Genomic DNA, 15,613 nt, shown 5'->3' with positions numbered 1-15,613 from the left:
GATTAAATGTAATGCGGCAGGTATTATTAATTGATGATGATGAGTTGTTTTGTGAATTTGTCACAGACGCAGCTGAGCTCGTCGGTGTTTCAGTGGTTGCCCTAGATAATGGGAATAAGATCCAAGAATATGATGCTCATCAGTTCGAGCATATTTTGCTTGATTTAACTGTACCTGGAGCGGATGGAATTCAGCTTTTAAGGTATTTGAAAAACAAAGAGTATCAAGGCAAGGTGAGCATTGCTTCTGGTTGCGAACAGGCTGTTTTAACTTCAGCACATCAGCTAGGTGAAAACTATGGATTAAGCATGACCCAGCCTTTAAGTAAGCCATTTCCACTGGAGTCGTTACTTAACTTATTACGTGACAGTGGACAAGCGACTAGTTTAAGTAAAAATGTATCACAGTTGGATGTTGAAGACGATAGTGATAGCGATTTGTTACCTGCATTAACTGCCGCAATTGAAAATGATGAAATCAAAGTTTATTTTCAGCCTAGGTTTGATCTTAACTCTAAACGCTTGCTTGGTGTTGAAGCTTTAGCAAGATGGATTTTAGATGATGGTCAATTTATACCACCTTCGATATTTATACCGCTTGCTGAAGAAAATGATTTAATTGAAGCTTTAACTAAGAGTGTTGTCGAGCAAGTTTTGCCCCAAATGGCAGAATGGAATCGTAAAGGTATACGGATTCAGGCCTCTTTTAATTTTTCAGCTAAATCCTTGCACGAGTTAGACTTTCCCGATTATTTAAGCACTTTGGCTGAACAATATGGTTTGTTACCGCAACAGATAGTTGTAGAGCTTACTGAAAGTGCGTTAGTCGATGATATCGCTTCCTCTATGGAAATTTTAACCAGAATAAGGATGAAAGGTTTTGGTTTATCTATCGATGATTTTGGTACCGGCTATTCTTCCGTCCAACAATTGCAAAATATACCTTTCAATGAGCTCAAGATAGATAGATCTTTTGTCTCTAACTTTGAGACTAAATTACAAGCTAGAACGATTATAGAATCTACGATTGAAATGGCGCATAAGCTAGGGATTCTGGTCATCGCTGAAGGGATTGAAAACCAAGCCGCAATTGATTATTTAAAAAGTGTCGGTTGTGATCAAGGGCAGGGGTTTTACTATGCAAAGCCTATGTCAGCAGAAGAGTTTGCAAAATGGATTAAAGTAAACCCAAGCTATTTTGGGGAAGAACAAGTTTTAGATAATGAATTTGTCATTGCTGCTGTAGACGATGATATCGACTTTATTGAATTGCTATCTGATTTATTGAGTGAAGAGTTTAACTTTAAACCTTACACCAATGCCCAACAGTTTTTAGAGCAATTTCCACAGATTAAACCAGACATAGTATTGCTTGACGTTAATATGCCAAGCATAAATGGTTATAAAGTGTGTCAGCAAATAAGAGAAACAGACGTTAAAGATTTATCTGTGATTTTTATTTCAGGGGCTGATAATAAAGAGCAAAGGTTGAAAGCATTTTCTGCTGGTGGGGATGATTTTATTGCTAAACCTATCTCTGTTGGTGAGTTGTTAGCTAAGTTAAGAAATTTAAGAAAGTTTCAAGAAAGCAAAGAGAACCTGTTTGAGCAAGAAGCTATGGCGCGGGATATGGCTTTTCAGTCTATGACTGAAGCGTCTCAATATGGCTCTATACTTAGGTTTTTTAAAGATTCATTTCAATGTCGAAACCAAAGTCAATTAGTGACATTGTTTTATCAGTTGATGGCTGATTTACAATTATCTGCTTGCATCCAATTAAGGACAGCTACAAAAAAATATAGCTTCCGCTCGCCTAATCAGCAATGTAGCCCAATGGAAGAAAATTTATTCGAAATGTTAAGTGATAGTGGACGTTTATATCACTTTAAGAGTCGTACCATGGTAAATGATAAGCATGTTTCTATGCTTATCAAAAATATGCCTGTGGAAGATGAGGTTACATACGGAAGGTATAATGATTTAATTGCCGCTTTGATAGAAGGTTTGGAAAGTAAGTGGTCTGAATTGCTGAAAGATGACTCGACAAGCGAGCTTGTTATTAATATAGATCAAGTTCTTATGTCGCTGCGTGGTAAATTTGATCAATTTGAAAAAGAAACCCATGATGTAATTGATATGCTCATTTTAGATGTGAGATCTTCTTTACACGTTTTAGACTTATCAGAAGAGCAAGAGAACTATTTAATTGATATGATAGAAAAAGGCGTTGAAAGGGTTATGAAACTCGGTGATGCTGGGCGTGAAATTGAGGATGATTTTTCACATATTATTGAGCAATTTAAAACGACTTATGATTAATGGCTTCTTACCTTTTAAAATGCACTAAAAAATTCAGGTGATGAATTTGTGACAACAAAGCTTTTAAATATTAACTTTAGGGAATTAGTTAAGCTTACCTTATTCTGTTTATATTGTTTTCCTATTATTGCTCAGGCTATCAAGCTGGATGCTCAATTTACAGAGCACTTAGTTGGTAGCCATACCCACTATATTCAAGACTTTGAAGGCGGATATTTGCCTGAAGAAGCTGCGGCAAGCATACTCACATACCCAGTTAATCAATCCGACTATGTCAACCCTGGTTTAAAGCCTAGTATCATTTGGTATGGATTGGAATTAGAAAATACGACGTTTAATTCAAAGCAAATTATTTTAGAGTTACAAAGAGCTAAACCTGAACAGCTAGATTTATATCTATTTGAAAAAGATAACCTAAAAAACTATAGCTTAATACCAGCTATTCCTGAACTGCATAATAGCCCGCTATTTGAAATTGAGATTAGACCAAAGACTCGTTACATCCTAATGTTCCGAATGGTCAATGCCTCGATAAGCTTTTTGCCTATCATTGCCGAGCCAAATTATTTTTACTCAGAAAAAAATATCGAGTTTATTAAGCTAGGGCTTTTCTTTGGCGTGTTAGTCGCTTTAGCTTTATACAATTTGATTATTTTCTTTGCAGTGCGCCGCTTAGCCTATGTTTGGTATGCATTTTATATTTTCTGTTTGATCATTTGGCGCTCCGTTCTGTATGGATTTTCGATTTATTTCGATGTACCTAATCACTTAGCGGTTAGCTTAATTATGCTGCCTTTCTTATTACTGGATATACTCTTCTCTTTACTCTTCTGTATTCATTTTTTAGATACATCAAAAAATACTTATAAGCTGGATAAATTTTTGAACTTGCTGTGTTGGCTAGTTGGGCTATTTGCTCTGTTATCTGTTACTTTGCCACTTCATATTTCAACTGCGTTATTGATGAGTTCCATTATTATTTGTGGTGCAGCTTGTATTATTACTGCCTGCTACTCATGGTATAACGGAGTTAAAACCGCGAGGTTTTATGTTATCTCTTGGGTACCTTTGATATTCAGCGCTTTGCTTGTTCAGCTGGCTGCATGGCAGGTGATTCAAACGACTAGTTTTACGCAAAATATTATTGAAATAACTATTCTAGTTGAAGCTTTTCTAATGTCGCTGGCGCTTGCGGATAAGCTACGTGAATCTGAATTGCAAAAAGTACACCTTGCTACGCATGACCCTATGACTCACTTGCCTAACCGTAATTTAGTTCAAATAGGGCTAGAAAACTTTAAATCACGAGTTGGCTTTACCTTAGTTCAAATTAAGCTGGATGGCTTAGATAAAATTAGAATGTCACTTGGGCTCAAGATATCCAACGAAGTTTTGTGTATTCTTGTTGAACGGTTAAATGAATGGGCAAAGCAAAGACGGAGAGCAGTTACTTTTGAGATGCAAACACTTGAACCTCAAAAGTTGGGGCAGTTAGATCATGGCATTATGGTAATGGCTTTTAGAGGTGGCCATGAAAATTTAGCTCAGATAGCAAACGACATAAGTGAGATTGTGTTACAGCCCATCGAATATAAAAGTGTGGTCATGAGTGTTAGAGCTTATATTGGTGCGAGTATTTATCCTCATCATAGTCAAGATATAGTCCAATTAATTGAGAACACTCATTTTGCTGTTGCTGAAGCGCAACGAAAAAATTTAACTATGGTGTTATTTGCAGAAGACAAGGTACATGCTGCTCGACATCGACTAGAGTTAATGAGTGATTTAAAAAATGGTATTAAAAATGGAAGTGAGTTGTCGTTGTTTCTATTACCTAAAGTTTCTATTTCAAGTCAATCCATAGTTGGTGCGGAAGTTTTATTAAGGTGGTTTCATCCTAAGTATGGGGTGATTTCACCATTAGAGTTTGTGCCACTTGCAAAAGAATGTGGCATTATGAATGAGTTAACTTTATGGGTAATAAGAGAAGCACTTGAACTAAACTCACTTGTGTTGGATAAAATTCAAGACCATCACATTTCAGTGAACATTTTAAGTGCGGATGCTGTGTCTGAAAACTTTGTTGAAAATGTAGCTGAAATATTAAAACAAGCAGACATGAAGCCGAACCAATTAATGTTAGAACTTCAAGAAAGTGAGCTAAACCAATCCAGAGGATATATTCACTTGGCATTTGAAAAATTGAGTAAGCTAGGGGTCAAGCTAGGTATTGATGATTTTGGCTCTGGCTTATCTTCTATTTCTTATTTGAGTGTATTACCGATAGATGAAATTAAAATTGATGGTGAGTTCACTAGAGATATTGCCAATAATGAGTTCAATCATAAAGTAATTAGCAATATACTGTCATTAAGCAAGAGCTTAGGTGCAACGGTTTTAGCTGAAGGCATAGAAGATAAAGAAAGCCTAGAATTTTTTAAACAGTCAAATTGTGATTTAGCCCAAGGTTTTTATTTAGCTAAGCCCATGTCCATTAGCGACTATATGCATTGGATTGATAAACATGAACAAATGTTAAACTAAGTAAGGGAATTAATTTAGCTCGTGAGGTCTATAGCCAAATTTTTTAAAATTTATCATTTTGATGATGAAGTCGAGGTGAAATATTTAGCCCACATAGAGCAGCGAGCTAGGCCTATCGTCGCTTATGTGTATGCTATAGGCGGCATAATTCCTCTTTTGTTTTTGTTCCTTGCGTATTTAAAATCTTACGAATATTTTGTCAATGTAGCAGCCCCTAGATTAACTTACCTATCAATATGGGCTTTGATTACTTGGGCTACTTTTTCTTCTCGGCCTATTCTGAGTATACGAAATTCGCTCGTTATTTATACCTTAGTTGGCAGTGTTTTTGTCACCTATATGAATTCTATTCTAACTCAAAACCAGCTTTTTACTGTGCCTAGTGTATTGATGTTTTTAATTGGTATAGTTATCGCTCAGGTTGGCGCTAGAGTTCAACTTTATGCGGGTATTATCGCCTTTGCTTGTCCATTGATTTTACTTCAGTTCAAACAGCAAGTTTTACCTGATGATATTAGTGTCGTGGTGTTAATTGGCATTTGGGCCGTTATTTCATATTTAGCAAGCATAGTATTAGAAAAGGTTAATCGTAAGCTTTTTCAGTATGAACAGGAGTTAGCTCACACGAGTAGGCAAAAACAGATTCTGCTCGAAAAGGAAGCTAAATCAAACCAATTTAAAAGTCAGTTTTTAGCGAATATGAGCCATGAAATTAGAACACCGCTTACATCCATACTTGGCTATGCAGACACTTATTTTGATTACGACAGTGAAGCGGAAAAAGAAAAAGCGGTTTCAACTATTAAAGCTAATAGCCAGCATTTACTTCATATAGTTAGCGATATTTTAGATTTATCTAAAATAGAAGCGGGAAAAATTGAAATTGAGAATATTAAAACGCCAATTTTTGATTTCATGTCAGTTTTGGAAAGTAATCAAGTAAACTTAGCTCGCAGCAAAGGTTTAGATTTTTTTATTTGCTATCAATTTCCCATGCCTAGGTTTGTTGACGTTGATGCGACTAAGTTAAATCAAGTTTTGTTAAATTTAACCAATAACGCGATCAAATTTACTCATTCCGGTTATGTTGAAGTTAAGCTTGGATACGACAAACAAAGTGAATCTTTAAGGTTTGAAATTCGAGATACAGGAATTGGTATCAGTGAATCTGCATTATGTAATTTATTTAACGCTTTTACTCAGGCTGACAATTCGCATTCTAGAAAATATGGCGGAACTGGACTAGGTTTATATATTTCCAAGCAAATTATTAATAGCTTAGGCGGCGATATTCAAGTTTCTAGTGAAGTTGGAAAAGGTGCATGTTTTTACTTTTCAGTGAAAGCATCAACCGCTAAATTTAATGATGAATGGGTCAACGAATTACCAAAAATAGAGACAAAATCTGTGATTAATACTAATAATAATTCTAAACTTTCTGGCAATGTTTTGGTTGCAGATGATCATGATGATAATCGAAAGTTAATTGCGCATAAGCTAGAGTTGCTTGGGCTGACCGCCAGCCTTGTTTGTAATGGTGAGCAAGCAGTGGAAAAAGCTTTGCTGTACGACTTCGATCTGATTTTAATGGACATTCAAATGCCTGTAATGGATGGGCTACAAGCAGTTGAAATGATACGATTAAATGATGCTGATACACCTATTATCGCGCTAACCGCGAATGCAATGAAACAAGATATCACGAATTATTTAGACAATGGCTTTAATGATCATTTAACTAAACCAATAGATGCAGAAGAATTCAGTCGAGTGTTATCTAAATTTTTACCGAACGTTGAAAACGATGATGAGCCTTTATTTTCAATTGATAGTGATGAATTCAAAACATTAGTGGCAGATTATAGGTCTGGCTTGCCATGCCAGTTAGAAATGCTAAAACATGCTTATCAGTCAAATAATTGGGCGTTAATCACAAAAATTTCGCATAGTATTAAAGGTTCTGCTGGAAACTTTGGTTTTACTAAACTGACTAATGAAGCCGCTGAACTAGAAACGCATTTAAGAGCGCAGGGTATAGAACAACGAGAGCCACTCTATAATAATCTAATAAATGAACTGCAAAGTGTCATCTCAAGCTAATTAAACTGTCGTTAAAGCAGCTTTTTATCTCTCTATTGGTCAATTACTTTATTTAACCATAGTTTATTTGAACTGGTCTTTGTTAAGCTTTAACTTAAATAATTGCCAAGGTTTAGTAAGAGATAGAGTATGTGTCTAGTTTTATGCCTGAAATATTAAACTCTAATGCCTCGGTTTGAAATTTCTCTCTATTTTTTACGGTATCCATTGCGCTCGCTGTAACTAGAATTTCACCACCGCGGGCTATATCTTCACCTAGTTTACTGGCTTTATTGACTACATCGCCAAAGTAATCATTAGAATTGGTTAATAAAAATTTACCAAAATCTATACCTGCAGAAACTTGGATATCCCATAAGTCGGGTGTTTTTGCGTTTTCTAAATTGAGCAAGTGGTTAATTTCGATTGCCGATTCAATTGCTTCAGCAGTTGTTGGAAATCTAGCGAAGACATTATCAGCAACAAACTTAACAACCTGACCATTATATTTTTCAATTGTCGGCTTGGTTATTTGCTGCATTCTATGGATCATAGATAAATAGTAAACTATGCCGTATCTTTGAGTTACTAGGGAAAAGCCTGACATATCCATTATCATTACAGCGCCTTGGGTTCCATATTCGGCCCAAAGTTGGTCCTCTATTGCAAGCTGCTTCGTTTTATTTTCTGCAGCGAAATAGTCTGATAAGAAGTTGGTAAAATTAGGCATGTAAATTCCGTATCTATTACAAAGATGAATTTTATTCTCGTTATGTAAAATGTAGCATATTGAGCTCTGTACTGTGAATAAGATTGGGATATAAATATAGTCTTTGCTGGTAATAGCGTTAAAAATGGTTAGACTTAGCTGCAAATTTGTAGGAGCGAACTGTGATTGATTATAAACAAGCTGTATTTACTACTAGCGCCCCGAATATATCTAAAATGCCAGCCGACACCGGATATGAAGTCGCTTTTGCTGGGCGCTCAAATGCGGGGAAATCGAGTGCATTAAACCGGCTAACTCAGCAGAAGAGTTTAGCTCGAACCAGTAAAACGCCAGGGCGTACTCAGCTAATTAATGTGTTTGAGTTTGCTCAAGATCGACGATTGATTGATTTACCCGGCTATGGTTTTGCTAAAGTTCCAATGGATATGAAGCTGAAGTGGCAAAAAGCTTTAGGTGAATATTTACAAAAACGTGAATGTTTACGTGGCTTGGTTGTATTAATGGATATTCGACATCCAATGAAAGATTTAGACCAAGATTTAATTTATTGGGCGGTCGATAGTGATTTGCCTGTTATGGTATTACTCACTAAGGCTGATAAATTAAAGCAAGGTGCGCGAAAATCGACTGTACTTAAAATCAGAGAAGCAAGTAAAGCTTTTGGTGGCGATGTCCAGGTTGAAGCATTTTCATCTACTTCAGGTGTTGGAGTCGATCTATTAAGAAATAAATTAGATCAATGGTATGACAAAGCTGCACTAGAAAGCTAAGTCGAATTTTTTAGTTCTGAAAGCGCATATTTATTAAGTTAGCTGCGCCAGAGATAGATTAAAAATAAAGCCGCAGATGCGGCTTTATTCGTTTTAGGGGGGAAGTTAACTACTTAAAATTATTGTGTTTGGTTTTTTTCTCGTGTTGGAGGTATCCAAGCTTCAGATGAGCCCGGGATACGACTAAAGCGATACAAGCCTGCTCCGTGCGGTGGTAATTCACGAGTGAATTTAATCGTCGCTTCACCTATATCTTTGCCTTGCCATAAATCACGAACCTTGTATGAACCGCGTATGTCTTCCATGTCAAACTCAAAAGTAACAGCCTTAGCTTTATCAGACAGGTTGAATAGCGCCACGAAGTAATCGCCGTTAGCTGGATCTTCAGCTATCCATACCGCATGGTAATCATCTACTTTATCTGAAAATTCTTTATCAATACGGATAACTTGACGATTATTGGTACTGTTCTGATTTACATATAAAACTTCATCATTTTTGAAGAAAGTATCAATTGTTTCCATAGGGGTAGATAATAAGTCGGCACCTATCATTAATGGTGAGCGGCCCATGCTGAATAAAGTCATTAATGTGTAATGTTCCGGTATAGTGAACTTAGACATGCGATCTGGACCGTGTGGACGACCATCCAGAGATATGTGTCCAAATGGGATCATGTCTGCATCAGGCCAAGTATTTTCACCTATAAAAGGAGACCATTTATCTAGCAATTGGAAGCTACGGCTTAAGTCTTTCCACTTATCCCAGAAATCAGCTGAAATACGCCACATATTTACATTTTTCGCTAAATGATTTGCATGTGCTATGGGCGCTTCTCCGCAAGACATACTTAACACCATAGGTCGACCTGAATTGTCGATTGCTTTGCGCATCATTTCGATTTCTCCTGCAGAATAGCCAAAGAAAGGTGTACCACAGTTGCCCATCATGTCATCAGCTTTGATGTAATCTACACCCCATTCAGCGTAAAGCTTAAAGATTGAATCGTAATATTCTTGTGAGCCTTCGTTGCGTATATCAACACCGAACATATTGTTCATCCAAGCCGCGTTATCTTCGTATTTTACGATATCTTTAGCGGTTAAATTGGTGCCTAAAACGGGTTTGTTTTCGTAGTAAGCATGGCGGTGAATACCGCGCATAATGTGAATACCAAATTTTAAACCTTTTGAATGAACATAATCAGCTAAAGGTTTGAAGCCTTTACCGCCCGCAGACGATGGAAAACGTTCTGGAGCTGGGAGTAAACGGCCATATTCATCCATAGTTACAAACTCAGGATATTTCATTGAACCATCTTGATTTAAACGAATATTAGGATGACCGTAGCGACGTACATGTTTTTCTTTGGTGTTCCAACCGCCTGGATCTTTATTCCACCAAACATAATCGATTACAGCATATTCCCAACCATGTTCTTTAAGGTTTTCTGCCATAAAGTCGACGGTTTTTCTGTATTCTTCTTCGGTTATTGCGCTGTCATAAGCATCAAAGCTATTCCAACCCATAGGAGGCTTCTCTGCTACCTTATTAAGAAGCGAAGAATCTTTAGATTCAGTCATGCTAGTTGCTGAGCATGCTGCAAGTGCAATTGCACTAGTCACAATTGCACTGCGTGCGATTAAACTTAGTTTCATAATAAACCTTGCCATTAATTTCTAGTGTGTATTTATCAATGCGTCATTTATAAATACAGGAATGTCAGGGTTTATATTACGTTAACTTAGTCGCTTCACATTCTTAACTTTTGCTAGTTTTTGTAAAGTTATTACAACTTAGAATATTTCCTCTTGCTCTACTTCTACGACCTCTCCAGCATGCTCTGCGGTTAAAATATCCACTTTAGGTGCAGACTCTATATACTGAGTTGGCTCTGTTCCTTTAATAAAATATTCAAAGTCAGCCGTATAATTAGTTTTGTGGGTTAGTTTGCCTGTTTCTTGATCTATTCTAGCTGTGATTATATTTTCAGGTATCGGCGTGTAGTTTTTAGGTGAATTGGCAAGGGCGGTTTGCATGTAAGTTATCCATGCTGGCAATGCAGCGGTCGCGCCAGATTCTTTACCGAGTGAACGGTTATTATCATCAAAACCAACCCAACTAGTTGCAATAACATTAGGACCATAGCCAGTAAACCAAGTGTCTTTGGCTTCATTAGTTGTACCTGTTTTACCGCCTAAGTCTCTACGTTTAAGTGATTGTGCTCGCCACCCTGTACCGTTCCAACCTGTATTATTAGCCCAGCTGCCACCACCCCAAATCGTACTCTTCATAGCGTCGGCAATTAAAAATGCATTTTGTTCTGAAACCGCTCTATTATCTTCATCAACTTGACTATTCGCTAGTTCACAATCAGGCTCACAAGTTAAAGTCGGTGCTGTTTCAAATAGTATATGATCGTCAGAATCTAAGATTTTTGAGATTAAATAAGGCTGGGTTGTAATACCTTTATTAGCGAAAGCGGTAAATGCAGAAGCGAGTTGTAAAGGTGTAAATGACGCTGATCCTAATGCCAAAGATTCATTTGGTTTTAATTGATCCCGTTCGAAACCAAATTGGCTTAAATGGTCGATTACATTATTGACACCTATCGCTCTTAATAATCTGACCGACACAACGTTTTTAGATTTTGCCAACGCAACTTTCATTCTGATTGGTCCGTCATATATAGCTGGCGAATTCTTAGGACGCCAAGCTGTACCCTGACTTCTATCCCATTGGTTGATTGGAGCGTCATTAATGATACTTGCTAGGGTAAAGCCATGTTCTAAAGCCGCAGAGTAGAGGAAAGGTTTTATATTTGAACCTACTTGCCTTACAGCTTGAGTAACTCTATTAAATTCACTTTGCCTAAAGTCATAACCGCCTACAAGAGCTTGAATTTCACCTGTGGTTGGGTTTATGGCTATAAAAGCTGCACTGGCCGCTGGAAATTGAGCAAGACGCCAACCTGAATCGGTTGCTCTTATGCTAACGACTTGACCTAAATTGACTACTTCGCTAACTGTGGTTGGAGCTGGGCCTGTTTTATCGTCATCTATAAAAGGCTTAGCCCATTCCATATTTTCCCATTTGACTATGCCTAAGTCGCCACTTTTGCGCAGGAAAATGAAATGTTTATTTTCTTCATCTATTTGGGTGACGACTACATTTTCTAGCAAACCAAAGTCTTTGTATGATTGTAATTTTTCGATTAGCGCTTGTTGCGTTGGTACTTCTTCCTCTTCCTGCCATAAAAAGTTTGTGTTTTCTCTTAAGCCGTGGCGTTCATCATAGTTATGTAGATTTTGTCTCACAGCTTTAATTGCAGCATTCTGATTGTCTGCCGTAATGCTGGTATAAACTTGTAAGCCTTGGGTATAAGCTTTGTCGCCGTATAAATCGATCATTTCTTGGCGAACCATTTCAGCTATATAAGGTGCATCAAATTCGATTTGAGCACCATGAAACTTGGCTGTTAGAGGTTGCTGAATTGCTGTTTGGTAGATTTCTTCTGTAATGTAATTTGTTTCTTTAAGACGCCATAGCACAGTGTTACGTCTAAACATGGCTCGCTCTTTGTTTCTTAATGGATTATAGGCTGTAGGCGCTTTTAATAATCCAGTGAGCATGGCTATTTGGGTTATATCTAGTTCTTCAATTGATTTGCCATAATAAACTTTTGCGGCTGCGCCAAAGCCAAATGCACGGTTACCAAGTTCCATTTTATTGATATAAAGAGTTAAAATTTCATTTTTGGTCAACTCTCTCTCAATATGCAGTGCAATAAATACTTCTTTTATTTTTCTTATGTAGGTTTTGTCACGAGTTAAGAAGAAACCTCGAGCTACTTGCATAGTTAATGTACTTGCACCTTGCTTTTTTTGCCCTGTGGTCAATACTGTAAAGGCTGCTCGCAATATGCCGATAAAATCAACGCCATTATGTTGGTAAAAACGGGAATCTTCAGTTGCGAGTAGAGCGTTGATTAGATCTTGTGGTATTTCTTCATATGACAGCGGAATTCTTCTTTTTTCGCCGAATTGAGAGATAAGTTTGCCGTCAGCAGAATAGACCTTCATTGGTGTTTGAAATTCAACATCTTTAAGAACTTCTACCGATGGTAAATCATCTTTTACATATATATATAAAGAATAAATACCTATACAAGCAGCTAAAAAGCCAGCGATTACAAGGTAAAAGAGGTACTTGGCAGTTTTTTTCACGGATTCACCTAAAGCTTAGTTTTTGGCTTGTGTTTAGTCTAAAAACACAAAGTAAGTGTTACGAGTCACAATATAACGCATAATGATGAAGACATTTTGTCATTTTGCATTAATATTGTATGTGGAAAAAATAATAACAATTATACGGTTTTTTTATGTTAGCGGAATTGTTAGGAAGAAAAAATGCATTATTGATAGGAGTAGACATAGGCTCTCACTCTATAAAATCAGTATTGCTCGAAAATACGGACGCCGGCTATAAACTGCTCCAATGTGCAATTGATACATTGCCTAAGGATGCGGTAAATGAGCGTGATCTTCAAGATATCGAAGCTATCGGTAAAGTTTTATCGCGTTTGCGAAAAAAATTCCCGAAGCAATACAAACAGGTATCAGTTGCTGTTTCTGGCTCTACAGTCATAACCAAAACTATCTTTATGGATGCCAGTTTCTCCGATGATGAATTAGCTTCCCAGATCGAAATCGAAGCCGATAGTTTAATCCCATACCCTATTGAAGAAGTGAGTTTAGACTTCGAGCGGATGGGAGAAAATGCTGCAGATCCGAGTAAAGTTAATATTTTATTGAGCGCAGCTCGAACTGAGAGTGTCGAATCTAGAGTTGCAGCTTTAGAAATTGCGGGCTGGTCAGCTAAAGTGGTTGATGTTGAATCTTACGCTTTATCGAGAGCTTACGATTTATGCCAGCAGCAAGTTCCAGAAGAGTATCAGGATGGATTAATTGGTGTTGTCGATATTGGCGCCAATATGACCTTGATGAGTGTTATGAAATCAGGGGAAATTCTATATACTCGAGATCAATCATTTGGCGGTGATGTTTATACTAAAAATATCATAAACTATTATGGAAAAACGCCAGAAGAAGCCGAATTAGCCAAACAACACTCAGAATTACCCGAAGGTTATCAATTTGAAGTTTTAGCACCTTTCCAAACCGCAGTTGTACAACAAATTAGACGTGCGATTCAAATGTTTTTAACAGCCCACACTGAAGAGAAATTGGACTTTATCATTTTATCTGGTGGAACTGCTTTAGTTGAAGGCATACAGCAAATAATAGAAGACGAATTAGGCATTGCATGTGCGATTGCGGAACCTATTTCTAATTTAGAAATAGATTCAGGTATAGACCTTGAATTAGTTAAGAAACACGAACCTAAATACATGGTTGCTGCTGGCTTGGCTATGAGGAGCTTTAGCGAATGCCACATATAAACCTCCTGCCATGGCGTGAGCAACTTAAAAAACGCCGACAAAATGAATATTTGGCTATACTCGCTTTTTCTGCGCTAATTGCTTTTATTATCATGAGTTTAGTTAATTCTTACTATAACCTTTTAATCGATAACCAAGAATATAGAAATCAATACTTATTAACCGAAATCGCAGTGTTGGATTCTAAAATAAAAGAGATAAAAGACTTAAAAGCAAAAAGAAACGACTTAGAGCAACGAATGGAGTTAATTGCAGACTTGCAAAGAAACCGAAATTTAGGTGCTCAAATCATGGATGAGTTAGTTAAAGTTGTGCCTGCTGGAATTTACTTAGTTGATTTGAAAAAAAATGCTGAGAATGTGGCGATAACGGGTAAAACCGAATCCAATAATCGCGTTTCATCTTTAATGCGCCAAGTTGAGTCATCGTACTTATTAGAGACCCCTGTCTTAAATTCAATCATTACGGCGAATGAGAAAACAGCTCGTTTGTTGAGTGAGTTTTCTATGTCTATGCAAATTCAAGATGTTCAGTTGAATACACAAAAAGACAAATCGGGAGCTAAATAATGGACTGGAAAAATATTGATTTAGCTGACCTTAAAGAACTTGAACTCGATTTTAATAATATGGGGGCTTGGCCCAATATTGTTAAAATATTTTTTGCTGTTGTTGTTGCTGTCATCACTGCAATTTTAGCCTACAACTTAATGGTCAGTGACAATATAAAAAAATATCAAGATGTAACAGATCAAGAAGCCCAGCTTAAATTTCAATTCCAAACAAAGTATCAAATCGCATTAAATGCCGACGCGTATAAATCTCAAATGGAAGAAATGGAGAAAAACTTTGCCGAGCTCCTGAAACGGTTACCAACGGCTAGTGAAACCCCTGGTTTACTTGACGATATAACTTATGTGGGCACAACAAGTGGTTTATCTTTTAACAAGATAAACTGGGAAGCGGAAATTGAAAGAGAGTTCTATACTGAACTACCACTTAGGCTTGAAGTTGTAGGCGGTTATCATGAATTTGGCGAGTTTTTAAGTCGAGTAGCTGCGCTACCTAGAATTGTTACCCTACATGACTTTACCATCGACAACACCGGAAATGACGTACTCATTTTAAAATTATTGGCAAAAACATATAGGTATAAAGAGGTGGTCGCAAAATGAAGACCTTAATCTATATATTAATGCTATGCTTGTTTATTACGGGTTGTGGTAAGGATATTTCTGATTTACAAGTATTTACCGATCAGGTGAAAGCAACGACTCAACCTAATATTGAAGATATGCCGACGATTGAAGAGTTTGCCAGCTTTGAGTATTCGGTTAGTGGGTTACGTAGCCCATTTATTGAACCTGAACCAGAATTGTTGCAAGAGCAAGCGGTTGAAAACTTAAATTGCTTACAACCTGATTATGCTCGTACCAAACACCCTTTAGAGCAATATCCTCTGGATAGCATTAAGATGCAGGGAACTTTGGGTAACGAATCCAACTTATATGCTTTAGCTGTTGCCAATGATGGTCGTTTGTTTAGAGTTAAAGCTGGAGATTTCCTTGGTTTATTTCATGGAAAAATTGAGCGCATCACAACAGATGCGATATATATAAAAGAGATGGTACCCGATGGCACTGGTTGTTGGGCTTATAGGAAAGCTGAGTTGACGATCTTGGCAACAGATCCTCGTTCGGGAAATAATTAAT

Annotated in this window: 11 protein-coding genes; 8 read left to right on the top strand and 3 right to left on the bottom strand. The window is 37.1% G+C overall.

Annotation, left to right across the window (positions count from 1 at the left end; translation table 11 throughout):
* Positions 1-11: 11 nt before the first annotated feature.
* From XM47_RS05730 to XM47_RS05720, 3 genes are all read left to right on the top strand, one after another.
* Positions 12-2,318: an EAL domain-containing protein gene (locus XM47_RS05730; RefSeq protein ID WP_048690657.1), complete on the top strand. Its 2,307-nt coding sequence runs from the start codon at positions 12-14 to the stop codon at positions 2,316-2,318.
* 48 nt (positions 2,319-2,366) lie between these two features.
* Positions 2,367-4,862, top strand: a complete 2,496-nt coding sequence (locus XM47_RS05725; protein WP_048690655.1) for an EAL domain-containing protein — start codon at positions 2,367-2,369, stop codon at positions 4,860-4,862.
* 75 nt (positions 4,863-4,937) lie between these two features.
* Positions 4,938-6,962 carry an ATP-binding protein gene (locus XM47_RS05720; protein ID WP_149865464.1) on the top strand — a complete coding sequence of 675 codons (2,025 nt, stop codon included), beginning with the start codon at positions 4,938-4,940 and terminating at the stop codon, positions 6,960-6,962.
* A gap of 112 nt (positions 6,963-7,074) precedes the next feature.
* Here XM47_RS05720 and XM47_RS05715 read toward each other — a convergent pair whose 3' ends face one another.
* The gene (locus tag XM47_RS05715) at positions 7,075-7,671 is read right to left on the bottom strand and encodes an adenylate/guanylate cyclase domain-containing protein (RefSeq protein WP_048690651.1); all 597 of its coding nucleotides are present in this window, start codon (positions 7,669-7,671) and stop codon (positions 7,075-7,077) included.
* Positions 7,672-7,832: 161 nt separating this feature from the next.
* On the opposite strand from XM47_RS05715, the gene yihA reads away from it, so the two are divergent.
* Entirely contained in the window at positions 7,833-8,441 is a 609-nt protein-coding gene (gene yihA, locus XM47_RS05710; RefSeq protein WP_048690649.1) for a ribosome biogenesis GTP-binding protein YihA/YsxC, read from the top strand.
* Positions 8,442-8,560: 119 nt separating this feature from the next.
* Here the strand turns inward: yihA and XM47_RS05705 are convergent, their stop codons facing one another.
* A complete protein-coding gene (locus XM47_RS05705; RefSeq protein WP_053084518.1) occupies positions 8,561-10,099 on the bottom strand; it encodes an alpha-galactosidase in 1,539 nt (512 codons plus the stop codon).
* A 138-nt stretch (positions 10,100-10,237) separates the two neighbouring features.
* The gene (locus XM47_RS05700; RefSeq protein WP_048690648.1) at positions 10,238-12,667 is read right to left on the bottom strand and encodes a penicillin-binding protein 1A; all 2,430 of its coding nucleotides are present in this window, start codon (positions 12,665-12,667) and stop codon (positions 10,238-10,240) included.
* A gap of 155 nt (positions 12,668-12,822) precedes the next feature.
* Here XM47_RS05700 and XM47_RS05695 point away from each other — a divergent pair, with 155 nt between their 5' ends.
* Genes XM47_RS05695 through XM47_RS05680 form a run of 4 tightly spaced genes read left to right on the top strand, consistent with a single transcriptional unit; the run spans position 12,823 to position 15,612 of the window.
* The gene (locus tag XM47_RS05695; protein WP_048690646.1) at positions 12,823-13,902 is read left to right on the top strand and encodes a pilus assembly protein PilM; all 1,080 of its coding nucleotides are present in this window, start codon (positions 12,823-12,825) and stop codon (positions 13,900-13,902) included.
* Complete coding sequence (locus XM47_RS05690; RefSeq protein ID WP_048690644.1) at positions 13,890-14,471, top strand: PilN domain-containing protein; 582 nt, start codon at positions 13,890-13,892, stop codon at positions 14,469-14,471. Before XM47_RS05695 ends, XM47_RS05690 begins: the two co-directional genes overlap by 13 nt.
* Positions 14,471-15,076, top strand: a complete 606-nt coding sequence (locus XM47_RS05685; protein WP_048690642.1) for a type IV pilus inner membrane component PilO — start codon at positions 14,471-14,473, stop codon at positions 15,074-15,076. Before XM47_RS05690 ends, XM47_RS05685 begins: the two co-directional genes overlap by 1 nt.
* Positions 15,073-15,612, top strand: coding sequence for a pilus assembly protein PilP (locus XM47_RS05680; RefSeq protein WP_077066490.1), 540 nt, complete (start codon positions 15,073-15,075; stop codon positions 15,610-15,612). The genes XM47_RS05685 and XM47_RS05680 overlap by 4 nt, the downstream gene beginning before the upstream one ends.
* Position 15,613: the final 1 nt, after the last annotated feature.

Source organism: Catenovulum maritimum, assembly GCF_001050375.1.
Classification (GTDB): domain Bacteria; phylum Pseudomonadota; class Gammaproteobacteria; order Enterobacterales; family Alteromonadaceae; genus Catenovulum; species Catenovulum maritimum.
Note: the sequence above shows the minus strand (reverse complement) of the source record. Positions and strands in the feature narration are given on the sequence as shown.

Excerpts from the sequence above, each read along its gene's own strand:
- XM47_RS05730 (WP_048690657.1), top strand. The coding sequence starts at position 12 with ATGCGGCAGGTATTATTAATTGATGATGATGAGTTGTTTTGTGAATTT.
- XM47_RS05680 (WP_077066490.1), top strand. The coding sequence starts at position 15,073 with ATGAAGACCTTAATCTATATATTAATGCTATGCTTGTTTATTACGGGT.
- XM47_RS05685 (WP_048690642.1), top strand. The coding sequence starts at position 14,471 with ATGGACTGGAAAAATATTGATTTAGCTGACCTTAAAGAACTTGAACTC.
- XM47_RS05695 (WP_048690646.1), top strand. The coding sequence starts at position 12,823 with ATGTTAGCGGAATTGTTAGGAAGAAAAAATGCATTATTGATAGGAGTA.
- XM47_RS05705 (WP_053084518.1), bottom strand. The coding sequence starts at position 10,099 with ATGAAACTAAGTTTAATCGCACGCAGTGCAATTGTGACTAGTGCAATT.
- XM47_RS05715 (WP_048690651.1), bottom strand. The coding sequence starts at position 7,671 with ATGCCTAATTTTACCAACTTCTTATCAGACTATTTCGCTGCAGAAAAT.
- XM47_RS05690 (WP_048690644.1), top strand. The coding sequence starts at position 13,890 with ATGCCACATATAAACCTCCTGCCATGGCGTGAGCAACTTAAAAAACGC.